Here is a 22,005-nt window from a genome sequence, read left to right on the forward strand (position 1 = left end):
ATTATTATGCCAAAACGTACTGATATAAAAAGCGTTTTAATCTTAGGTGCTGGTCCGATCATCATCGGTCAGGCCTGTGAGTTTGACTATTCTGGTGCGCAAGCGTGTAAAGCGCTACGTGAAGAAGGTCTACGCGTTATTCTGGTTAACTCTAACCCAGCAACTATCATGACAGATCCAGCGATGGCTGACTCAACTTATATTGAGCCTATCGAATGGAAAACGGTTGCGAAAATCATTGAAAAAGAACGCCCAGATGCCGTATTACCTACTATGGGTGGCCAAACCGCATTGAACTGTGCACTTGACCTTGAGCGTCATGGTGTATTGGAAAAGTTCAGCGTGGAAATGATTGGTGCAACGGCTGATGCAATTGATAAAGCGGAAGATAGAAACCGTTTTGACCAAGCAATGAAATCGATTGGCCTTGAGTGTCCTCGTGCGGGTATTGCGCACAATATGGAAGAAGCTCACGGTGTTCAGCGTGAAGTTGGTTTCCCTTGTATTATCCGTCCTTCTTTCACCATGGGTGGTACCGGTGGTGGTATCGCTTATAACATGGAAGAGTTTGAAGAAATCTGTACTCGTGGTTTGGATTTATCTCCAACCAACGAATTGCTAATCGATGAATCTTTGATCGGTTGGAAAGAGTATGAGATGGAAGTGGTACGTGACAAGAAAGACAACTGTATTATTGTTTGTGCCATCGAAAACTTTGATGCCATGGGCGTACACACAGGTGACTCAATCACAGTTGCGCCTGCTCAAACACTGACAGATAAAGAATATCAAATCATGCGTAATGCCTCTTTGGAAGTATTACGTGAGATTGGTGTAGAAACCGGTGGTTCTAACGTTCAATTCGGTATGGACCCTAAAACAGGTCGTCTTGTTGTTATCGAGATGAACCCTCGTGTCTCTCGTTCTTCAGCTCTTGCGTCAAAAGCAACAGGTTTCCCAATTGCAAAAATCGCCGCTAAATTGGCGATTGGCTACACCCTAGACGAATTGCAAAATGACATCACAGGCGGTCGTACTCCAGCGAGTTTCGAACCTGCGATTGACTATGTTGTGACTAAGATTCCTCGTTTTACTTTCGAGAAATTCCCACAAGCGAATGACCGTCTGACGACACAGATGAAGTCTGTGGGTGAGGTTATGGCAATCGGTCGTACTTTCCAAGAATCTGTTCAAAAAGCATTACGCGGCCTTGAAGTTGGTGCGGATGGTTTTAATCCACAGTTAAATTTTGCAGATGAAAACAGTAAAGATAAACTGATTCACGAGCTTAAGTCTCCAGGTGCTGAGCGTATTTGGTACATAGGCGATGCATTCCGTTTAGGTATGTCAGTTGACGAATTGTACGAGCTAACAGGTGTAGATCACTGGTTCCTAGTACAAATTGAAGATCTTATTAAAGAAGAAATGGGCTTAGCGAAAGCGGGTCTAGCGGATCTTGATTGTGACTATATTCGTCGTCTGAAACGTAAAGGTTTCTCTGATTCACGTCTTGCTCAATTAATGGATGTGACAGAAAAGTCTCTACGTGAACGTCGTTACTTGATGAATGTGCACCCAGTGTACAAGCGTGTTGATACTTGTGCGGCTGAATTCGCAACAGATACCGCTTACCTTTACTCTACTTATGAAGATGAATGTGAAGCTGAGCCAAGCAATAAAGATAAGGTCGTTATCCTAGGTGGTGGTCCAAACCGTATCGGTCAAGGTATTGAGTTTGATTACTGCTGTGTACACGCTGCGCTAGCATTGCGTGATGATGGCTTTGAAACCATCATGGTTAACTGTAACCCTGAGACAGTATCCACTGACTACGACACGTCTGATCGTTTGTACTTTGAGCCAGTAACGCTTGAAGATGTATTAGAAATCGTTCGTAAAGAGAAACCAAAAGGCGTAATCGTTCAATTCGGTGGCCAAACACCACTTAAAATTGCCCGTGCTTTAGAAGCTGAAGGTGTGCCAATTATTGGTACAACACCAGAAGCGATTGACCGTGCAGAAGACAGAGAACGTTTCCAAAGCATGATCCAGCGTCTAGGCTACAAACAGCCTAACAACGCAACTGTACGTAGTACGGATCAAGCGCTAATCAAAGCGGCTGAAATTGGTTTCCCACTAGTTGTTCGCCCATCTTATGTACTAGGTGGCCGTGCGATGGAGATTGTTTATAACGAGTCAGAATTAACCCGTTATATGACAACGGCGGTTAAAGTATCTAACGATAGTCCAGTGCTATTGGATCACTTCCTAAATGCGGCGATCGAGATAGACATTGATTGTATCTCTGATGGTAAGCAGGTTGTGATAGGCGGCATTATGCAGCACATCGAACAAGCGGGCGTTCACTCTGGTGATTCGGCTTGTGCCTTGCCTCCACACTCTTTAACACAAGCGCAGCAGGACGACATTCGTGAAATGATTGCGAAAATGGCCCTAGAGCTTGGTGTTATTGGTTTGATGAATACTCAGCTAGCGATTCAAGACGGTGAGATTTATGTGATTGAGGTTAACCCTCGTGCATCACGTACTGTACCTTTTGTCTCTAAGTGCATTGGTCGTTCTTTAGCTCAAGTTGCTGCTTTGGTTATGTCTGGTAAGACATTGGCTGAACTTGAATTTACTAAAGAAATTATCCCTTCTTATGTAAGTGTGAAAGAAGCTGTCTTCCCATTCAATAAGTTCCAAGGTGTTGATCCAATTCTTGGGCCTGAAATGAAATCTACCGGTGAAGTCATGGGTGTGGGTGATACTTTCGCTGAAGCCTTTGGTAAAGCGGTTCTTGGTGGCGGTACTGTATTGCCAACAGGCGGTACTGCATTTGTCAGTGTGCGTGACATGGATAAGCCTAAACTGGTTTCTGTTGCTCAGCGTCTGATTGAAAACGGCTTCGAACTGGTAGCAACAAGTGGTACAGCGAGCTACTTGACAGAGCAAGGTGTTGAAGTTCGTAAGATCAACAAGGTAAACGAAGGTCGTCCTCATATCGTTGATATGCTGAAAAACGGCGAAATCGATTACATTGTCAATACGACTGAAGGTACTCAAGCAATCGCTGACTCTTCTGTGATCCGACGTACAGCATTACAGCGTAAGGTTTGTTACACTACAACATTAACGGGCGCTGAAGCGACTAGCTATGCGCTGGGCTGGAATGAAGAAACGAAAGTTCGTAGATTACAAGATTTGCACCAGGGGAAATAATGAGAAAAGTACCAATGACGGTAGAAGGCGAAGCACGTTTACGTGAAGAGCTGGGTCACCTTAAATCTGTGGAGCGTCCACGTATCATTAATGATATTGCGATTGCACGTGAACATGGCGACTTGAAAGAGAACGCTGAATACCATGCCGCTCGTGAAGAACAAGGGTTTGCAGAAGGTCGTATTAAAGAGATTGAAGGTAAACTTTCAGACTCTCAAGTGATTGATGTTAAAGCCATTGCACACACTGGCAAGGTTATTTTTGGTAGTACTATTACCTTGTTTAATGTGGACACAGAAGAAACGGTGACTTATCGCATTGTGGGTGATGACGAAGCAGAAGTGAAAGATAAAAAAATCTCTTATGCTTCACCTATTGCCAAGGCTCTCATTGGTAAGCAAGAAGGTGACGAAGTTGCCATCAAGATACCAAGTGGTGAAGTCGTCTATGAAATTGAAAGTGTTGAGCACCTTTAATTAATTCAAGATAAAGCACTTTAAAAACCAGCCTATTTAATAGGCTGGTTTTTTTTTGTATAAAAACTATGTTTTTATGTTTCATTTGATAAGTATTTTTTAAAATACAGCAGAATGGCGTTATTTAATGAGAGGGCGTGACTATACTGTATTTAAATGCAAATTAGACTTGTTGTTATTCGATGTAAGCACTTTTTGAGAGGAGTGCTTGGCAGTTTAAATTAATTAGATGTGATGGCGAATGTATGGATAAAAGTATATTAGTTGTAGATGATGAGCCTCAGATACTCGATGCCTTAAAGCGGGCACTACGAAGACAGAAGTATAATATTCATTTTGCAAATAATGGAGAAGAGGCATTAGAGATATTAAAGCAGCATGAGGTGGCTTTAATTATGTCTGATTATATGATGCCAGGGCTAAACGGTACTGAGCTATTAACTAAGGCTGCAGATATCCAGCCTAATACAGTTCGAATTATTTTAAGTGGGCATTCAGACTTTCAAACTGTATTGCAGTCTATTCAGCATGGCATTGTTCATAAATTTCTTGCCAAGCCCTGGGTTAATGAAGTGTTAATCGAGCAAATTAACAAAGCTTTAGAGCTAGGTGTGTATCCAGGAGAAGAGGGTGATAAGTCGGCAGCATCCTTAGTCAATAAAGAATTAAGTAAAGAGCCAAAAGTAGGTGATTCTGACCAAATTTTTGAAATAGAAATTTCCGAAGATAACGAAATTATAGCAATACCTGAAGAGTTGGCTGAATTGTTTGGTTATGATGTTGATGAGTTGATTACAGAGGGGTTATCAACGTTATTTGCAGATCACTCTTACGAAGAGCATCTAGAGTTGATGTTAGGCTTTGATAAGGGGTCTGAGAGTTGGGAGTTACCAGTTAAAAAGCGAGTTGCTCAAACAAGGGAGCAGCAACTTTTCTCTGTAGAAATTAGTGTTTGTTTTACCAGTGAAAAATTTATTTGCTCAATGAAGTTGGGTGAAGATTTAGTGAAAAGAAAAGGTTTAGATTCAATTTTAAAAAGTATCCATGGTCCCTATCTTTTAATTGATAAAGCAGGAGTTATTAAGCGCTACAACCAAAAGTTGGTTGATCTTTATGGTGACTTTCATTTTCCCGATATGGATACTCCTTTGCAGGATTTTATTGGTTCTTGTATAGAAAACGGAGCTTTTCCTAATGCGTCAGAGGACCAAAATGCTTGGTATGAAGAGTTTAGTCAGTTTAACGATGATGCTAATGAGCATCTTTTGAAAGAAAACTCTTGGGTGAAGATTAAAGCGACCCATGCTCCTAAAGGATCGAAAATCCTGCTTCACTTTGATGTGACTCAGAAGAGGCTCTAACAGATACTGATTGGGTTTGGTTTGCTAAAGTTAGAGGGAGTTTAATTACTTTGACTTTTTTATTATCTTTAATAAAAAAGTCAGTATCCTAATGAGTTTTAAAGTGTTTCATCTGCTTTCTTAAGGGGGAGGGTGATAGTGAATTGTGATCCTTTTCCTTCTTTGCTCTTGATATCTATGTCGCCATTATGGTCTTTTACTATCTTATAGCTGATATAAAGTCCAAGACCTGTACCTTGTCCAACGGTTTTTGTTGTGAAAAAAGGATCAAATATTTTCTGGTAGTTATCTTTTTTAATTCCGTAGCCTGTGTCAGAAATACGGATTAAGATATTATTTGCGCTTTCTTCAGTGCTTATGGTTAATGTCTTTGTTTCTGTCTCTTCCATTGCATGAATGGCGTTCTGTAATAGGTTTAAGAAGACTTGGTTAAGCTCTCCCAAATTACACCAAACCAGCTCTTTGCAAGTTAGGTTAAGCTTAATCTCGCAAAGAGAGTTTTTTATCTGATGATTGATTATTTTTAGCGTGCTCTCTAGGCTGGCGTTGATATCAACATTGTCCCAGTCCTCGTCATGGATTCTAGAAAAGTGCTGTAAATTTTGTACGATGTTTGTGACTCTAATAAGCCCATCTTGTGTATCATTGAATAGGTTTTTAAAATCTGAAGAAATATACTCTAAATCTTCTTCATCTATTAGCTTTTTGAGAGCACTCTTTTTATCATTAGAAAGATCTGTACTTTTTAAAAGTTGCTCAACGGCGCTATATAGACTGAACATGGCTTGCCAATAATCATTCAGCATTTCTAAATTGCTGTTTACAAATGCTAGGGGGTTGTTGATCTCGTGTGCAACACCAGCAGACAAAAGACCGATTGATGCTAATTTTTCATTTTTAACGAGAGCGCTTTGCTGGGTAACTAGCTCAGCATGATTTTTTTTAAGCTCATCATGCGCTTCCGAGAGCTGTTGGCTGCTTAGGTATAGCTCACGAGATTTGTCTTCAAGCAACTGCTCGGCAGCAAGACGTGCCATTTTTTCACGGGTGTAGGCTCTTTTATAGGCATCATCACTCATAGGTATTCTATCTCAAAATCGCAGTAATCAGAGCCTTTGTGCATACAGGTTTTGTGCTCTAGGTTAATTTCTTTGCCAAAGTGTACGGCAGCACCTCTTACAAGGCCTTCAGCGAGAGGGCATAGTTTGCGTGGTGAGCGATAACGCATTGTCATCTTACCTGATTCATGATCGAAGCATTCTATTGTTGGTAGATTAGGGTCGACGTAAAGCTTGCCAACCTCTACGTGAATAATGGAGTCAATACTCTTAAGAAAGCCATCTAGGTCAGTCATATTTTCCATTAAGACCTTGTGTCTATTTACTAGGCCTTCAAACATAAACTCACCAAAGGCTTGGACGACAGTTGCGCTTGGTAGCTCTAGTTTTTTACAAATAATCTCAACAAATCTAAAAAGGGTTTCGTCTGCATAACTCTGCCCAGCGATAAAAATGCCTTCGTTTTGCTCTGCTTCATCAAGGATATCATTCCAAACTTCCATGCCGTAATTGGTTTCAACCATTTCTTCGAGGATATTAAAAACAACGCCTTTCATATGCTTTTCCTTTTTCTTATAAAGATAGAGTTAAAGCTTACTTTTGTAATATTGAAAATTGTGAAAATTTGTATTGGTTAATTTATATGGAAGTGAAAGGAGTTGTATTAACTTTGAGGACGCATTTGAAGGATAGATGGTGAGCGAGAAGGGCTAAGTTAGCGCTCCCTCTCGCTATAGTTTTATAGCTTTCCTAGTTTAAACGCTGCTATTAAGGCTTGAGTTGAGCTGTCTAGAGAGTCGTTAGCTTGATCAGAAGCAAGACGATTATAGATATCTGTGCCTAGCACTTTACCTAGTTCTACACCCCATTGGTCGAAAGAGTTGATTCCCCAAATTGTGCCTTGAACAAAGGTTTTTTGTTCATACAGAGCAATCAAAGCGCCGACTGTTTTTGGCGTCATTTTTTCGGTTAATAGCGTATTGCTTGGACGATTACCTTTAATCACTTTATGTGGTGCTATCTTGGCTATGTCTGCTTCACTGCATCCCGCATCTTTTAGCTCCTGCTCAGCTTGTGCCAAACTTTTACCCAGCATAAGTGCTTGAGATTGACTTAAGCAATTAGCAAACAGTTGAGCATGGTGGTCTGCAACAGGGTTATGGCTTGTTAGCGGTGCAATAAAATCAACGGGAATAAGACGAGTGCCTTGGTGTAATAGCTGATGATAAGCATGTTGGCCGTTTGTTCCTGCGCCACCCCAAATGATAGGGCCAGTATTAATATCTACCTTGTCACCATTTAAGAAGTTAGCTTTACCATTACTTTCCATATCCAGTTGCTGAATATGAGCTGGTAGTGCTCTCAAATAGTGGTCATATGGAATTAGAGCATGGGATTGTGCATCATAGAAGTTGCTATACCAAACGCCTAATAAGCCCATAATAACAGGAAGGTTTTGTTCGTATGGGGCACTTTGGAAGTGCTCATCCATATCATGAGCGCCTTCAAGTAATTGCTCAAAGTTATCCATGCCTACAGCGATAGCAATGGGTAAACCAATTGCAGACCAGAGTGAGTAACGACCGCCAACCCAATCCCACATAGGAAAGATGTTTTCTTTTGCGATACCAAAGGCAACGGCTTTTTCAACATTGGAACTAACGGCTGCAAAGTGACGGTGCACCTCTGATTCTGGTCCACCGTTTTCTAGGAACCATGCTCTCGCCGCGTTCGCATTATATAGGGTTTCCAAAGTACCGAAGGACTTTGATGAGATCAAAAACAAGGTGGTTTCAGGGTTTAGCTTGGCCAATTTTCCTGAAATATCTGAACCATCGATATTGGCAACAAAGTGAACTTTAAGGCCTGTATTAGCATAAGGGGTTAATGCTTCAGTAGCCACTTTAGGGCCAAGGTAAGAACCACCAATACCAATAGAAACAACATCGGTAATGGCTTGGTCGCTAAAACCGCGCCATTGCTTAGAAGTTAGTTGGGCAACAAAATCTTTCATTTGAGCCAAGGTAGCACGCACTTCATCAAGTACATTACTGCCATTTACCATCAGGCTGGTTTGTTTATGGCTTGCACGTAAGGCAGTATGAAGAACCGAACGGTTTTCTGTATTGTTGATTTCAGCACCGCTAAAAAGTGCATCAGTTGCTTCTTTTAGACCGGCTTCTTCAGCTAGTTTGGTTAGTAATGAAAGCGTTTCCTGGGTGGCTCTGTTTTTAGAAAAGTCCAAGGTCCAGCCTGCGCCAGTGGCACAAAATTCTTTTGCTCTATTTGGATTCTCTTGAAACAAGTTTGACATATTGAGCTCTGTCAAAGTGTCGTGATGACTTGTAAGTGCTTGCCATGCTGGCAAACGAACCGGTGACCCCATGCTAATCTCCTACTTTATAAGTGGATAAGCTATACCCAGTTATCCAGTTACATTTTAATTTTGAAAACCATATCAAGATTAAATGTTAACTGGATGACAAAGGTATTAGTTATCTAAGTCGATTTGAATATTGTCGATCAAACGAGCACTACCTAGATAGGCGGCGACTAAAATGACCAACTTGCTTTCTTCCTCTGAGGGTGTCAATAAGTTAGCTCGTGAGCGGACTTCAAAGTAATCGCGTTTGAATCCTGCTGCTTCGAGCTTTTGCTGTGCTTGTTCACGAATATCTTCGATGGATATTTTCTTTTGCTTGATGGCATCGGCTGCCCACAAAGCGGTTTGATACAAGACAGGTGCAATACGTCTTTCTTCTGTGGAAAGGTAGCCATTGCGAGAGCTCAATGCGAGACCATCATCAGCGCGAGCAATGTCTTCGCCTATGATGCGTACACTTGAGCTTAAATCACGTGTCATATTCTCTATGACCATGAGTTGTTGAAAATCTTTTGTGCCAAAAATGGCGCAGTCAGGGTGAACCATATTGAATAATTTGGTGACAACGGTCGCTACACCCACAAAGTGGCCTGGACGACTCGCGCCACATAAAATATCGGAAATCCCTGAGACTTCTATTTGGGTTTGGCTGCGACGACCATCTGGGTACATCTCTAGTGCATCGGGTGCGAATAGAAAGTCACAACCATTTGCTTCTAATAATGTTTGGTCTTCTTTTAAGGTTTTTGGATACCTTTCTAAATCTTCGTTAGCAGAAAACTGCATAGGGTTAACAAAGATAGAAGACACCACTACATCTGCTTCTTTAGTCGCACGGCGAATTAGGCTCATATGGCCGTCATGCAAATTCCCCATAGTAGGGACAAAGGCAATTTTTTTATCGGCTAATCTAATACTTTTTAATGCGATTCTAAGTTCGGCAACTGTGTGTATGGTTTTCATTATTCGAAACTATGCTCTTGGGCTGGGAAAGTTTGGTCTTTAACTTCATCTACGTAGGCTTCAAAAGCCATTTGAATAGAGCGTTCACCAATTAAAAAGTTTTTAACAAAACGAGGACGACGACCTAGGTTAATACCTAGCATGTCATGTAGAACAAGTACTTGTCCGTCTGTATGTGGACCTGCACCTATGCCAATGGTTGGCACACTTACTGATTCAGTAATGTCTTTTGCAAGATCAGTTGGGATGCATTCATATAATAAAATATCAGCACCGGCTTCTACCAATTCGATAGACTCTTGTTTGATAATTTGGGCTGCGCTATCGCCACGACCTTGTACCTTGTAACCACCAAATTTATGCACAGACTGAGGTGTTAAACCTAGATGAGCACAAACTGGAATACCGCGCTGGGAAAGTAAGCGAACTGTGTCACATAACCAGCTACCACCTTCTAACTTCACCATGCTAGCACCGGCTTGCATCAAGCGTGCTGCATTATCAAGCGCTTGTTCTGGCTTACTGTAGCTCATGAAAGGCATGTCGCTAAGAATGAAGGCATTTGTATTACCGCGTTTTACTGCTGCTATGTGGTAACACATATCATCCATAGAAACGGGTAGAGTGCTATCTTGACCTTGGATAACCATGCCAAGAGAGTCGCCAACTAAAATTGTTTCTATACCAGCTTCATTCATCACGTGGGTAAACGTGGCATCATAGGATGTTAGACAAGTGAACTTCTCACCGCTTTGTTTCATCTCTTGTAAACGGCTCAGGGTAACTGGGCGCGACAATGATTTTTTCGAGGTATCAGAATACATAAGTGCTCTTCCTAAATAACATTTTTATAGCGGGATAAGGTCAGAAGTATCTAAACTAGACAGCTGTTCTGTCACAGTACAGCCGTTATCTAATAGCATTTCTGGCGCTAAATCTGCCATAGGTTTAATGACGAATCCGCGCTCAAGCATGAAAGGATGAGGCACGGTTAGTCTATCCATGTCTATTTTATCGTTATTGTATTTTAATAAGTCCAGATCAAGGGTTCTAGGGCCCCAATGGCGCTCTCGCACCCTGTGCTGACTGTTCTCAATTGCTTGTAAAGCATCAAGCAAAGGGATAGGCGCTAATGAAGTTGTAATGATGGCAACGGCATTAACGTAATCGGGTTGATCTTGAGGGCCAACAGGCTTACTAGAGTAAAACTTTGAGAGTTCTACATTAGTGATTTCTGCATGTTGCTTTAACTGAGTGATGGCTTGTTGAAGCTGCTCCATGGGGGTATTTAGGTTACTACCCAAACCAATAAAAGCCTCATTCATTATCAATTTCCTTCCTCGGCTTAGCATTATCCGTTTTGCTTTTTGAGCGACGTTTAGGGCGACGCCTTCTGGGGCCTTTGTCGTCAGATTTTTTTGTGTCAGCTAGTGTGATGAGCTCACGACGTTGCTTCTCACTTGCATCTTGGAATGCTTGCCACCACTCACCTAGGTTACCACTTTCGTAACCGCTTTCTTCTCGAATCAATAAAAAGTCAAATGCGGCTCTAAAACGGGCATGTTGCTCTAAAATATAAGCTCGTTTGCCAAAGCGTTTAGGTAAACGGTACTGTAAATCCCAAATCTCACGCATAGGTGTAGAAAAACGGCGAGGGATTGAAGTTGCTGTCACCTGATTATCTAAGACTAAAGAAGCGGCTTGGTGTAAGGCTGGTGTTGCTGGTAGGCCTTGCGCCATAAACTCTTCGTGACGAAAGAGTACTTTTGGCCAAAGTAAAAAGGCATATAAAAAATAAGGTGCGGTGGTTTTTCCTTCGGCAATACGTTTGTCTGTATTGATTAGACCCTGCAGAATAAACTTTTCTGGATCGATATCATTTCTATGCCACTTGCTAACAAGCAACTCATCTGTCTCTGGGAAAAGATAACGAAATAAACCATATTCACGTAATAGCTTATATGTTATGACGCCATTGCCACTGCCAAGCAGCTTAAGTACTTCTTCAAATAAACGGGCAGGTGGAATGTGGTCGAGTAGGTGTGCCATTTCTTTAATTGGGGCGGCTGTTTCTGCTTCAATTTCAAAACCAAGCTTTGCCGCAAAGCGAATTGCTCTGAGCATGCGTACTGGATCTTCTTGGTATCTTAATCTTGCATCACCAATGATACGTACCTGTTGAGCGGCAATATCTTCTAAACCACCACAATAGTCGTGGATACTAAAGTCACTGATATCGTAGTACAGGGCATTAAAGGTGAAGTCACGACGCTCAGCATCTTGTTCTATATCACCAAAGATATTGTCTCTTAAAATCATGCCATGAGCTGAACGAGCAGAGTCGTTCTGCTTGTCATTCGTGTTGGCTTTTTGATCTTGGCTTGCTGTCGCTCTAAAGGTCGATACTTCAATTATTTCGCGGCCAAAGGTGACGTGAACAAGTCGGAAGCGGCGGCCAATAAGGCGTGAATTCGAGAATAAAGCATGTACTTCTTCAGGTGTCGCATTCGTGACAACATCGAAATCTTTTGGTGTTAAATCAATAAGGTGGTCTCGAATACAACCGCCAACCAAAAATGCATCAAAGCCAGCTTTATTCAGACGATAAAGTACTTTTACCGCATTTGGGCTTAGGTTCTTTCGTGACAGAGTATGATCTGAACGAGCTATGATTAAAGGATATTCTTGCGCGTTTTTGGGGGTGAAAAGGTCAGTTGCCTTTCGAACCAGAGACTTAAAACTTGTCAGCATTAGAGTACAAATTATTCAATTAAAGAAAGTGAGTATTCTACACGGGAAAACGAATTTATTACACAGGCTTGCTAGAGGGGATTTGTTAAAACAAAATAATTGCTTTGGATACATGAAGATATTAATTCCGAAAACAAAGTTGGTGCTGCTGCTGCAGTTCTACTCAAGTTTTATTTTTATTTTTGCAATGTTTTCATTGCCCGAAGGCTTGCATATCAAAAAAAATCAATTATCCAAAGCAATTTTTCTTTCCCTGACCTCAGATTTTATTTTTATTTTGAGAGGTCAGAGTGTTCCAATATTTTATTTTTATTTTAGGAACCTACACTCGATGATTAACTTATTATTATTATGGGTCAATCTTATTATCGTTGTGATCACTATAAGGCATTTGTTGTGCCAGTTTTTGTATCTTGTTGAAAAGTAACGTTTTTTATTTTTAAAGGGCAAAAAAGTGATTTTTTAAAGATTTTTTCGTGTTCCTTTAAGTATCAATTGTTACTTAAGGTGTTACTTTTCGTTGTATTCCGAGTTTTTGTCTTCTTTCCCATAAACTTTTTCGAGAAATCCCCAAACTTAATGCTAGTTGAGTTTCTGTCATTTTGCTTTGATTGTGACTTACAAAACTTTTTAAGTAGTCGTCAAGGCTGGTTCCTTGCAGTGAGAACTGAGTTTCAGGGTTGGTGTTTACTATTTTTTCTGTGGGTGTTTGGTCGTTAGGTAATAATGGGTTTGCCTGACTTTTATAAAGCTTTAGAGCGTCTGGGTCGAGAAAGTCGTCACTTAGAATAACCGCCCTTTCAATGGCGTTTTCTAATTCCCTAACATTACCAGGCCAATTGTGAGCAATGATGGCTTGATCAAACTCTTCTGTGTAAGCAAATTCGGTTTTATTATGTCTTTGGCACACTTTAGTGATGAGTGATTGGCAAATTAAGCTGATATCGCGTCCTCTGTCCCTTAAAGGAGGAAGGAGAACTTCCATGACATATAAACGATAATATAAATCTTCCCTAAAAAGGCCATCAGCAACCATCTGCCTTAGATCCCTGTGGGTCGCGGTGACTAGCCTGATATCAACTTTAGAAGATTGGGTCGCACCGACTCGTCTAATTTCACCTTCTTGAAGTACGCGTAAAAGCCTAGCTTGAGCTTCTATAGGTAGTTCGCCTATTTCATCAAGGAAGAGTGTGCCATTGTCAGCGGCGGCAATGAGGCCGTCACGTGTTGAGGCTGCACCAGTAAATGCGCCTTTTTCATGACCAAAGAGTTCTGACTCTATCAAACTCTCTGGGATAGCTGCACAGTTAACGCTGATCATATCTTCACTGCTACGCTCACTTAGGTCATGAATCGCTTGTGCTACCAGTTCTTTACCTGTGCCCGATTCTCCACGCACTAATACAGTTACATCTGTACAGGCTATCTTCTCTAGATCTTTAAATAGCTGCTTCATAGGTGGGCTATTACCGATAAGGCGCCTAAACGGAGCTGTCTGGGGCTTGCCTGTGTGCTTTTTAGTTTTGGTGTTAGTAGAGGTGTTAATCGCTAAGTGATTTGCTTGCACTTGCTTATTAATGGTTGTGAGTGTTTTTTCTAATAGAGTTTCAGGGTCAGTCGGTAAAGGGAGGTAATATTTTATACCTGCTGCCATGAGGCTTACCGCTTTGTTCAAACTAGGTTTGTCATCAAGTACTATGATTGGGCAAGGAGTAAGGCTATTGGCTTCTTGTTCGTACTCAGGGCCCAAACAGTCTTGAATGATAAAGGTCGCATCAAAGCTAGATACCTGATAATAATTTTTGGCTTGTTCAATCGAGCTAGCTTCAGAAATGAGAAAATCAATCTGCTGTAACCAACTGGCTATGTCGTTGAAATAGGGCGTATTATCATGAATGAACAGGATGTGTTTCATTGGGTATCACCATTAACTACTAATGTCACCATTATACACACAGAGTTTATGTGGGCTAGCACCCTCTTTATGTTTGTGTCTGGGTTTGATGAACCTGTCTTAGTGACCAATGTTTAATCGCGAAATGCATGGCGTCAGCTAGGTTGTTTGTGTCAGGGATCGGTTGATTCAGATGTTTAAGTGCTAACTTAAATGTATCGATATCTGCTTTTTTAATGGCTGGAGCATGGTTTTGTTTGCTGAGCTTTAATGAATGTTCGTTTTTAACTAAAGGGATATGGCAATACTCAGGAAGAGGCCAACCAAAGGTTTGTAATAAATCTATCTGGGCAGCCGTTGTTTCCAGTAGGTCTGTTCCTCTCACTATCTGATTAACCCCTTGAATATGGTCATCAATGACAACGGCGAGCAAATAGGCGTAATCAAGGTCTTTGCGTTTGATAATGCTATGACCAATTTGCGCGAGAGGGTTTTGAATTTGCTGACCCATTAGGCGATCAACAAAGGATATGTCATCTGAACTTGATAGAAAGCGCCAGGAGTGTGCTTGTTCTGTGTTCGAATCACAAACTTGAGTATGTTTACCTTGGGTTTGTTTTAAAGCTTGCCGAGTGCATTGGCAGGGAAAGGCCTTATTACTCTTGATCAGCTGAGAAAGGTGCTTTTGATAAATGTCAGTTTGCTGGCTTTGATATATGACGGTTTCATCACTACTCATATGGTAGCTAGAAAGGGTATCTATGATGTCTTGACTGTGAATGGGTTTACAGCGTTGGCTGTCGACATCTTCGATACGTAAAAGCCATTTGCCGCCATTGTGCTTGGCGTCAAGGTAACTGGCTAACGCACTAACAAGTGAGCCAAGATGCAGTGAGCCGGATGGTGAAGGTGCAAACCGGCCTACATACGAAGAGTGCATAATCAAATATAGAGCTAGTAGCTAGAAGAAATTAGCTACCAGTCTGTTTTTCTTTGATCTCAGCTAACGTTTTGCAGTCGATGCAAAGGGTCGCTGTTGGTCTTGCTTCTAGGCGTCGTATGCCTATTTCGATGCCACAGTGATTGCAGAAACCGTAGTCATCTTCATCAATTAGCTCGATAGTCTGATTGATTTTTTTCACTAGCTTACGTTCGCGATCGCGAGTACGTAGCTCAAGGCTAAACTCTTCTTCTTGGCTGGCTCTATCATTAGGGTCAGCGTAGTTAACCGCTTCTTCTTTTAGATGGCTAACAGTACGATCCACTTCTTCCATTAGATTTTGCTTCCAGTTAAGCAAAATATTTCTAAAATGGTCTAACTGTTGCTCGTTCATGTACTCTTCACCTTCCTTCGCTTCGTAAGGGGTGAAGTCTTTCATTAACGACTCAGAACTCATATCTGGCATATGCAGCGCCTCACTTCGCAGGTAATCCGTGTGGTAACCTGTACATATATTTTTTGGGTGGTGTTTATTGCGGCCGGAAACTTACCAAATTATTTGTCATGAAACCACTTATTTAATGGCTTTTTTAGTAAGTGAATGCAATAAAGCAACCAGTTAAGTTTATTAATTATGTTAAGAGAGTATAGATGAGTCAATTGGCGAACCGTGTTGAACAAATTTCTCCCTTTCAAGTCATGGCTATATTGGGACGTGCAAAAGAAATTCAAGCCCAAGGTGTTGATGTAATTCATTTAGAGGTGGGAGAGCCTGATTTTGTGGCGTCTGAGGCGGTAAAGAAGGCTGGTGTAGATGCGATTGAGCAAGGCTTAACGGGTTATACCTCGGCGACAGGTTTACCTCAATTAAAACAAAAAATTGCTCAGCATTACCTGAATAAATATCAAGTTGAGCTTGATCCTAACCGCATTATTGTCACCCCAGGTGCATCAGGAGCCTTACAATTATTAGCCAGTTTAATGGTTGATGCGGGTAAGAATGTGCTGATGCCTGACCCTTGTTATCCTTGCAATCGACACTTTTTGATTCAGGTCGGGGCGAAGGCAAACTTGATAGCAACCCAGCCTAAGCAAAATTTTGAAATTCCCATTGAAGATATTAAAAGTCATTGGAATGACCAAAGTGCGGGTCTTTGGCTAGCGTCACCTGCTAATCCTACGGGGGCAGTCCTTTCTAAAGAGTATTTACAGGCGGCGCTTGATGAAGTGAATCAATTAGGTGGTCATCTAATGGTGGATGAGATTTACCAAGGTTTGGTATATCAAGGAGAAGACTTTACTGCACTTTCCTTATCTGATGATATTTTTGTCATTAATAGCTTTTCAAAATACTTTGCCATGACAGGCTGGCGCTTGGGTTGGGTTGTCGTACCTGAGTGGGCAATTGAAGGCGCAACTAAATTGGCGCAGAACTTTTTTATTTCAGCGCCTTCTGTTTCTCAATATGCCGCATTAGATGCTTTTTCTGATACATCAATGCAAGAGTTTGAAAGGCGTCGAGGTGAGTTGGATTTAAGGCGACAACTCTTGCTAGCAGGCTTAAGTGACATGGGATTGACACCAGCTGTGCCTGCACAAGGGGCTTTTTATATTTATGTGGATGTATCTTCAATTACAGATAATGCGATGGATTGGTGTCTTGCTTTATTAGAAGCAGAAGGTGTGGCTCTGACGCCAGGTGCTGATTTTGGTATAAAAGATGCGCATAAATATGTGCGTTTTGCCTATATCTGTGACTTAGATCGACTGAAAGAAGCTTTGACTAGAATTAAGCGCTTCATGTCTCTTGAGTCATAATCAGAGTTAAATTTTAGTGAATAGAAGAAAATAGCTTGAATGCTGTGATGGGGAGCGGGCATTATTGCCCCTCTTTCAACTTGAGCTAGTTTAAATTAGGAAAAATGAGTTAATGAATCAGGTGCAAGTGGTTTTGTGGCGTCGCCTCGCAGCGGCTGTTTACGATAGTATTATTTTATTGGCACTGTATTTTGTGGCAACCCTTGCTGCTGTCATGCTAAACGATGGTGAGGCAGTGGACGGTACTCTCTTTTTCTGGGTGTTGCTTTTTATTAGTTGGGCGTTTTTTGTGAAGTTCTGGTGTGCTCCGGGGCAAACCTTGGGGATGCAGGTTTGGAAAGTAAAAGTCGTCAATGAAAGAGGTGGTCCTTTAACCGTTAAGCAAGCCAGTGCTCGTATGGTGTTTGCTATTTTATCTTGGGCTGTATTTGGCTTGGGTTTTTTGTGGTCACTGTTTGATAAAGAAGGCCTGACTTGGCACGATAAATTAAGCCAGAGTCGACTTGTCTTTATTGATCATAAAAAACAGCAGAAATCCTAATGGCGAGTCTTTTATATAAGGTTTAGCCAGCAGGGTGTCGATTTTTAGAAAGGGCTACATTAATTTATGTGGCCCTTTTTTGTGCTTGTTATTTGGCTCGTTTGAGCTGAATTGTTCCTATGATAAGGCAGATAGCGATAGGGATGAGTACACCGAGCAGAGGCGGGAAATCCGCAGCTAAGCTCATACGACCGAAGAGGTTAAGGCCATTTTGGAATACGATACCTATGATGACACCTGAAAAAATGCGGCTGCCCATAGTGGAGGAACGTAATGGGCCGAAAACACTCGATAGCGCAATAATAACTAAGGCTATCGAAGCAAAAGGTCTAAGGGCCTTGGTCCAAAATTCTAGCTGGTAGCGTGAGGTGTTTAAGTCCTGATTTGTAAGGTAATCCTGATAGGATAGCGACTGGCTTAAAGAGAGTGCTTCCGGTTCTTGTGTGGCTAGGTATAAGTGTTCTGGCTTGAATGCCATTTGCCAATCTTTTTGCTCAAGCTCAACGGACTCTACCTTATCTTCAAGGAAGGTCGTGCTTTTAACAGAATTCAGAATCCAATTGTCTTGGTCTGCATGATGAACAGTTTTAGCGAACTGTGTATTGGTTAGCATTTGCTCTTTAGATGTAAAAATCTGCATATCATAAAGCGTGCCTTCTTTATCTGCAGCACCAATATAAATGTAGTTATTATCAGATCTTAGCCAAACCCCGCCGGCGATAATGTTTTCTGAGGAGCGCTGCTTTCTCAACTTTTCAATGAGGTCTGCCTTTTGGTCTGCATCTGGCGCAATAAATTCTGAAATGCCTACACCAACTAACGAGATTATTAAGATAGGTTTAATGGCAGACCAGCCAATACGCCAAATAGGAATGCCCGCAGCTCGAATAACAGTCAGTTCAGAGGTGGTGGCCAGTGCGCCAAGGCCAACGAGTGTGCCTATTAAGGATGCGATAGGAATGTATTCGGAAAACTTGCCAGGAAGCCTTAAAACAAGTACTTCTAACAGGTTTGAAATAGTATAGAACTCATTGATTTTCTTAACTTGTTCGATAAAAGTTAAAGCGTAATCCAAACCTAGTAAAACAAATGCGACAGCAAAAAACGACCAGACAACGCCTTTGCCTATATAAGAGTCAAGTTGCTTCATGCTGATTGTTTACCTGTGCCTGAGAGGTTTGATTTAGAACTTGTGACCGGCTTTTTTTGGAAGAGTTTAACCTCGTTAAAGTTTAAAAATAAAAAAGCGGCGATAAAGCCAAAGATGCCATGAATCCACCAAAGGCCAATTTCGCTCGGAATCCTGCCTTTTTCTAGGGCAGTTCGACCCCAAATCATCATGCCTAGATAAAGGATCATGAGAATAATGGCAGGTAACATTTTAAAGAAGCGGCCTTGTCTTGGGTTTACTTGGCTTAATGACGTGCCAATGATGGCTAAAATTGGAATCATAATGATAAGGCTGATACGCCATTGCCATTCAGCTTGGTCCTTAAGGTCATCACTTGCCCAAATCTCATGAGAGGGTTTGGTGTTTGGATTATTGATGGCAAACGTATCGCTTTCGTCCATTAAAACTGCATAGGTATCAAATAAGGTAATTTTGTAGTCTTTCTCTCCTGGAGTCCCTTCAAAACGACTGCCATTTTTAAAGACAAGGTAAGTGCTGCCATCTTCCAATTTAAGCTGCTCTGCATGGGTAGCTAAGGTTTGGGTGGGGACTCTTTTACCGTCTACCACGGCGGTATTTGAAATAAATACATCCTTCATCCAGCCTTCTTCTTGAGTCAATTCAGCCACATAGGTTGTATTAAAACCTTTTCCTTGAAAACGGCCGGGTTGGATAAAGTCAAAAACAGTCAGTTGATTCTGCTCTTGCTCAGCAAGCTTTGATTGATACTCACTGGTCGGAGCAAGCCAAAGGCTAATAAAGCCATTTAATAAGGTTGCAATTAAGGCGATGCCTAAGGTGTAAAGCATGAGTTTTACTTTACTAATGCCGCAGGCAAATAAAATAGACATCTCGTTTTCTATATAAAGTCTGCCGTACGCGAGGAGCAAAGATAAGAAAAAGGATAGAGGGATGATAATTTGTAAAAAGCTCGGAATATGGAACCCAAGAATGATGAAAAGAAATTCAAATGACATTTTTCCTTCAGCTGCACGGCCTAAATAGCTGACGAAACGACCACTGGCTATAATTAATAAAAGAATAAAACTGACGGCCATGGTTGACACCAACACTTCTTTCGCCAAGTATCTGAATAATTTCAAACGTACCTCTTAAGTATTTTGTATAGTGCTTGGGGTTGATTGTTGAAGCTTTGTACCCATTATCCCTTGGTAATAAGGGCTTTATCCAGTTTTTTTATAATAAATTTTAAAGGAAACACTCATGAATACAGCGTTATTCGATCGCCTATCTGCGGTCCAAGCTGATTTGGTCGTTACCCTAGTACCAACTGAAGCAGCGTTACCCCAATCAACCAGTTGGGTCGATGAAAATACAGCTGGACTTATTTCGCAACTACGCGAGTCAAAAGTGTTTTCTGGTAAGTTAGCTGAAACCCTTTTGCTACCCGTTGCTAGTCAAGACTATGCACAAGCGGTTTTGCTTGTGGGTATTGGTAAAGACGACACCCTATCGGATGCTAGCGCACGTAAAGTAATGGCGGCCATTGCGGCAAAAGTGAAAAGCTTACCATATGCAAGCATCGCTTTTGCGGGGGCTGAGTTAGCAGTTGCAGAACATACACAAGCACAAGTGCTTAGCCTAACGTCACAATGGCTACATGAAGGCTTTTATCAATTTACTGGCTTTAAGCAAGATGATCAGGCTCTAACGATTGAAAGCATCTTGTTTGAAGGTTCAGATCAGGGTGCACTTGATGTAGGTGTTGCAACGGCTGCAGGTTCTGCTGTTGCACGTCGCCTAGGAGATCTGCCGGGTAATGTTTGTACGCCAAGCTATCTTGCCTCTAAAGCGCAAACGCTAGGTGAAGATTATGGTATCGACGTTGAGCTAGTTGACGAAAGTCGTATGTCTGAGTTGGGTATGGATTGCCTGTTGTCTGTTGGTCGCGGTAGTGATCAACCAAGTTATTTAATTGTCATGTCTTATAAAGGTGGTGATGAAGGTGAAGCGCCTTATGTCATGCTGGGTAAAGGTATTACCTTTGATACAGGTGGTATTTCGTTAAAGCCAGGACCTGGCATGGATGAAATGAAATACGACATGTGTGGCGCAGCAAGTGTATTCGGTACTATGAAGGCGATCTGTGAACTTAAGCCTAAGCTGAATTTTACAGCGGTAATTGCAGCAGCAGAGAATATGCCTAATGGCAATGCCTCAAAACCAGGTGATATTGTTAAGACTATGTCTGGTCAGACGGTTGAGATTCTTAACACTGATGCTGAAGGGCGTTTGGTTTTATGTGATGCGCTGACTTACATTGAGCGTTTTGAGCCTAAATCCGTTGTTGATGTAGCGACACTAACTGGCGCTTGCGTGGTTGCTTTGGGTGGCGTTAATTCTGCTATGTATACCAACAATGAAGCATTACATGATGATCTTCGTGGTGCGAGTAAGGTGTCAGCAGATAAAGTATGGCCAATGCCACTTGATGATGAGTATCAGCAGCAGCTAGACAGTAACTTTGCCGATATTGCTAATATAGGCGGTAAAGAAGCGGGCTCTGTTACTGCAGCATGTTTCTTGTCTCGTTTCACTAAGTCGTATCCTTGGGCGCATTTGGACATTGCAGGAACGGCATGGACAGGTGGCGCTAAAAAAGGCGCGAGTGGGCGTCCAGTTGCTTTGCTAACTCAGTACTTGTTGTCTAAGGCAAACTAGTCACTGCTATTGCTAATCTAATATGGATTAGTGGCAAGCTTATTATAAAAGGTCGCATTGATTGCGGCCTTTTTGCTTTTTAGGTGCTTATGGAAACTGAATCTTTGTTATTTTTAACAAATATCGTATTTTCATTTTCTTGACCTAGACATTTACTTGCTCCAATGAGAAAGTGTTAGCTCAGTGTTGATAATTAAATCAAGTGTGAGTTTAAAGCGGCTTGGTTATTTTTGACATGTATTTTCTGTTAGCGTTTTTGGGTGCTTTTATGTCTAACCACACAAGAGAAGAAGAGTTTATTCCTGAGCCGGATGAGAGTGTTCTCATATCAGCACTTAGGAATCAAGACGATATTCCTATCTTGATGGATGTGGTTGGTGAAGGATTAGCGCCAAAAGTTAGCCAAGAAGGGCACCTGTCCCAAGTTCTAGCGCAAGGTGCAGATACCGAGCTAGACGATCCCCAAGAGAAGGAGGAACTCATTGCAGCGTCTTCGACTGCAACAGAGAGTGTCATAGAGCCTCAATCTCCCTCTGATAAATCACTAGAAATAGATCCTGCAAGGTTGCAGCAAGCCATTGAAAAGGCTTTTGCGAAATTACTGCCAAGCTTGATTGAAGAAGTGGTTAACGAATTAGAGCTTACAAAGACTCCTAAGAAACAATAAGCCAGAATAAATTAGTTAATTTATTAGTAACAGTGAACATCGATTCGTCGTGGATATTCTTTATCAACGTCTGTCGCG

19 protein-coding genes are annotated in these 22,005 nt (G+C 41.6%); 7 read left to right on the forward strand and 12 right to left on the reverse strand.

All coding sequences use genetic code 11. From position 1 onward, the window contains the following. Positions 1-6 precede the first annotated feature (6 nt). From carB to OA91_RS18565, 3 genes are all read left to right on the forward strand, one after another. A complete protein-coding gene (gene carB, locus OA91_RS18555; RefSeq protein ID WP_063339437.1) occupies positions 7-3,222 on the forward strand; it encodes a carbamoyl-phosphate synthase large subunit in 3,216 nt (1,071 codons plus the stop codon). Next, positions 3,222-3,698: a transcription elongation factor GreA gene (gene greA / locus OA91_RS18560; protein ID WP_046016034.1), complete on the forward strand. Its 477-nt coding sequence runs from the start codon at positions 3,222-3,224 to the stop codon at positions 3,696-3,698. Before carB ends, greA begins: the two co-directional genes overlap by 1 nt. A gap of 245 nt (positions 3,699-3,943) precedes the next feature. Beyond that, complete coding sequence (locus tag OA91_RS18565) at positions 3,944-5,059, forward strand: response regulator (RefSeq protein ID WP_063339438.1); 1,116 nt, start codon at positions 3,944-3,946, stop codon at positions 5,057-5,059. 98 nt (positions 5,060-5,157) lie between these two features. Here OA91_RS18565 and OA91_RS18570 read toward each other — a convergent pair whose 3' ends face one another. From OA91_RS18570 to dksA, 10 genes are all read right to left on the reverse strand, one after another. Next, on the reverse strand, positions 5,158-6,138 hold the full coding sequence (locus OA91_RS18570; protein ID WP_063339439.1) for a sensor histidine kinase: 981 nt from the start codon (positions 6,136-6,138) through the stop codon (positions 5,158-5,160). Then, positions 6,135-6,674: a heme NO-binding domain-containing protein gene (locus tag OA91_RS18575; protein ID WP_063339440.1), complete on the reverse strand. Its 540-nt coding sequence runs from the start codon at positions 6,672-6,674 to the stop codon at positions 6,135-6,137. The genes OA91_RS18570 and OA91_RS18575 overlap by 4 nt, the downstream gene beginning before the upstream one ends. Before the next feature lie 182 nt (positions 6,675-6,856). Next, the gene (pgi, locus tag OA91_RS18580; protein ID WP_063339441.1) at positions 6,857-8,503 is read right to left on the reverse strand and encodes a glucose-6-phosphate isomerase; all 1,647 of its coding nucleotides are present in this window, start codon (positions 8,501-8,503) and stop codon (positions 6,857-6,859) included. A gap of 105 nt (positions 8,504-8,608) precedes the next feature. Beyond that, complete coding sequence (gene panC, locus OA91_RS18585; protein WP_046016038.1) at positions 8,609-9,463, reverse strand: pantoate--beta-alanine ligase; 855 nt, start codon at positions 9,461-9,463, stop codon at positions 8,609-8,611. Further along, entirely contained in the window at positions 9,463-10,287 is an 825-nt protein-coding gene (gene panB, locus OA91_RS18590) for a 3-methyl-2-oxobutanoate hydroxymethyltransferase (protein WP_063339442.1), read from the reverse strand. The genes panC and panB overlap by 1 nt, the downstream gene beginning before the upstream one ends. Before the next feature lie 24 nt (positions 10,288-10,311). Further along, entirely contained in the window at positions 10,312-10,788 is a 477-nt protein-coding gene (folK, locus tag OA91_RS18595; RefSeq protein WP_046016040.1) for a 2-amino-4-hydroxy-6-hydroxymethyldihydropteridine diphosphokinase, read from the reverse strand. Continuing rightward, positions 10,781-12,214 carry a polynucleotide adenylyltransferase PcnB gene (gene pcnB / locus OA91_RS18600; RefSeq protein ID WP_063339443.1) on the reverse strand — a complete coding sequence of 478 codons (1,434 nt, stop codon included), beginning with the start codon at positions 12,212-12,214 and terminating at the stop codon, positions 10,781-10,783. The genes folK and pcnB overlap by 8 nt, the downstream gene beginning before the upstream one ends. A 502-nt stretch (positions 12,215-12,716) precedes the next feature. Then, the gene (locus OA91_RS18610) at positions 12,717-14,129 is read right to left on the reverse strand and encodes a sigma-54-dependent transcriptional regulator (protein ID WP_063339445.1); all 1,413 of its coding nucleotides are present in this window, start codon (positions 14,127-14,129) and stop codon (positions 12,717-12,719) included. 67 nt (positions 14,130-14,196) lie between these two features. Beyond that, positions 14,197-15,048: a tRNA glutamyl-Q(34) synthetase GluQRS gene (gene gluQRS, locus OA91_RS18615; RefSeq protein ID WP_063339446.1), complete on the reverse strand. Its 852-nt coding sequence runs from the start codon at positions 15,046-15,048 to the stop codon at positions 14,197-14,199. Between the two features lie 31 nt (positions 15,049-15,079). Beyond that, positions 15,080-15,514 carry an RNA polymerase-binding protein DksA gene (gene dksA, locus OA91_RS18620; protein WP_438462854.1) on the reverse strand — a complete coding sequence of 145 codons (435 nt, stop codon included), beginning with the start codon at positions 15,512-15,514 and terminating at the stop codon, positions 15,080-15,082. A 185-nt stretch (positions 15,515-15,699) separates the two neighbouring features. On the opposite strand from dksA, the gene OA91_RS18625 reads away from it, so the two are divergent. Both OA91_RS18625 and OA91_RS18630 read left to right on the forward strand, forming a co-directional pair. Next, entirely contained in the window at positions 15,700-16,866 is a 1,167-nt protein-coding gene (locus OA91_RS18625) for an aminotransferase class I/II-fold pyridoxal phosphate-dependent enzyme (RefSeq protein ID WP_063339447.1), read from the forward strand. A 112-nt stretch (positions 16,867-16,978) separates the two neighbouring features. Beyond that, on the forward strand, positions 16,979-17,407 hold the full coding sequence (locus OA91_RS18630) for an RDD family protein (protein ID WP_046016047.1): 429 nt from the start codon (positions 16,979-16,981) through the stop codon (positions 17,405-17,407). Positions 17,408-17,495: 88 nt separating this feature from the next. On the opposite strand, the gene lptG is transcribed toward OA91_RS18630, so the two are convergent. Beyond that, entirely contained in the window at positions 17,496-18,557 is a 1,062-nt protein-coding gene (gene lptG, locus OA91_RS18635; protein WP_063339448.1) for an LPS export ABC transporter permease LptG, read from the reverse strand. Next, a complete protein-coding gene (lptF, locus tag OA91_RS18640; protein ID WP_063339449.1) occupies positions 18,554-19,681 on the reverse strand; it encodes an LPS export ABC transporter permease LptF in 1,128 nt (375 codons plus the stop codon). Before lptF ends, lptG begins: the two co-directional genes overlap by 4 nt. A 121-nt stretch (positions 19,682-19,802) precedes the next feature. Between lptF and OA91_RS18645 the strand changes: the two genes are divergently transcribed. Together OA91_RS18645 and OA91_RS18650 are read left to right on the forward strand one after the other, a co-directional pair. Further along, positions 19,803-21,260, forward strand: a complete 1,458-nt coding sequence (locus OA91_RS18645; protein WP_046016050.1) for a leucyl aminopeptidase — start codon at positions 19,803-19,805, stop codon at positions 21,258-21,260. Positions 21,261-21,528: 268 nt separating this feature from the next. Then, positions 21,529-21,927: a hypothetical protein gene (locus OA91_RS18650; RefSeq protein ID WP_157203867.1), complete on the forward strand. Its 399-nt coding sequence runs from the start codon at positions 21,529-21,531 to the stop codon at positions 21,925-21,927. The last annotated feature ends 78 nt before the right edge of the window (positions 21,928-22,005 follow it).

The sequence above is a fragment of the Marinomonas sp. SBI8L genome (assembly GCF_001624705.1).
GTDB lineage: Bacteria > Pseudomonadota > Gammaproteobacteria > Pseudomonadales > Marinomonadaceae > Marinomonas.

Coding starts and splice junctions, on each gene's coding strand:
- OA91_RS18645 (WP_046016050.1), top strand. CDS start 19,803: ATGAATACAGCGTTATTCGATCGCCTATCTGCGGTCCAAGCTGATTTG.
- OA91_RS18625 (WP_063339447.1), top strand. CDS start 15,700: ATGAGTCAATTGGCGAACCGTGTTGAACAAATTTCTCCCTTTCAAGTC.
- folK (WP_046016040.1), bottom strand. CDS start 10,788: ATGAATGAGGCTTTTATTGGTTTGGGTAGTAACCTAAATACCCCCATG.
- OA91_RS18610 (WP_063339445.1), bottom strand. CDS start 14,129: ATGAAACACATCCTGTTCATTCATGATAATACGCCCTATTTCAACGAC.
- lptG (WP_063339448.1), bottom strand. CDS start 18,557: ATGAAGCAACTTGACTCTTATATAGGCAAAGGCGTTGTCTGGTCGTTT.
- dksA (WP_438462854.1), bottom strand. CDS start 15,514: ATGCCAGATATGAGTTCTGAGTCGTTAATGAAAGACTTCACCCCTTAC.
- OA91_RS18630 (WP_046016047.1), top strand. CDS start 16,979: ATGAATCAGGTGCAAGTGGTTTTGTGGCGTCGCCTCGCAGCGGCTGTT.
- pcnB (WP_063339443.1), bottom strand. CDS start 12,214: ATGCTGACAAGTTTTAAGTCTCTGGTTCGAAAGGCAACTGACCTTTTC.
- gluQRS (WP_063339446.1), bottom strand. CDS start 15,048: ATGCACTCTTCGTATGTAGGCCGGTTTGCACCTTCACCATCCGGCTCA.
- pgi (WP_063339441.1), bottom strand. CDS start 8,503: ATGGGGTCACCGGTTCGTTTGCCAGCATGGCAAGCACTTACAAGTCAT.
- panB (WP_063339442.1), bottom strand. CDS start 10,287: ATGTATTCTGATACCTCGAAAAAATCATTGTCGCGCCCAGTTACCCTG.
- OA91_RS18575 (WP_063339440.1), bottom strand. CDS start 6,674: ATGAAAGGCGTTGTTTTTAATATCCTCGAAGAAATGGTTGAAACCAAT.
- OA91_RS18570 (WP_063339439.1), bottom strand. CDS start 6,138: ATGAGTGATGATGCCTATAAAAGAGCCTACACCCGTGAAAAAATGGCA.
- OA91_RS18565 (WP_063339438.1), top strand. CDS start 3,944: ATGGATAAAAGTATATTAGTTGTAGATGATGAGCCTCAGATACTCGAT.
- OA91_RS18650 (WP_157203867.1), top strand. CDS start 21,529: ATGTCTAACCACACAAGAGAAGAAGAGTTTATTCCTGAGCCGGATGAG.
- carB (WP_063339437.1), top strand. CDS start 7: ATGCCAAAACGTACTGATATAAAAAGCGTTTTAATCTTAGGTGCTGGT.
- greA (WP_046016034.1), top strand. CDS start 3,222: ATGAGAAAAGTACCAATGACGGTAGAAGGCGAAGCACGTTTACGTGAA.
- panC (WP_046016038.1), bottom strand. CDS start 9,463: ATGAAAACCATACACACAGTTGCCGAACTTAGAATCGCATTAAAAAGT.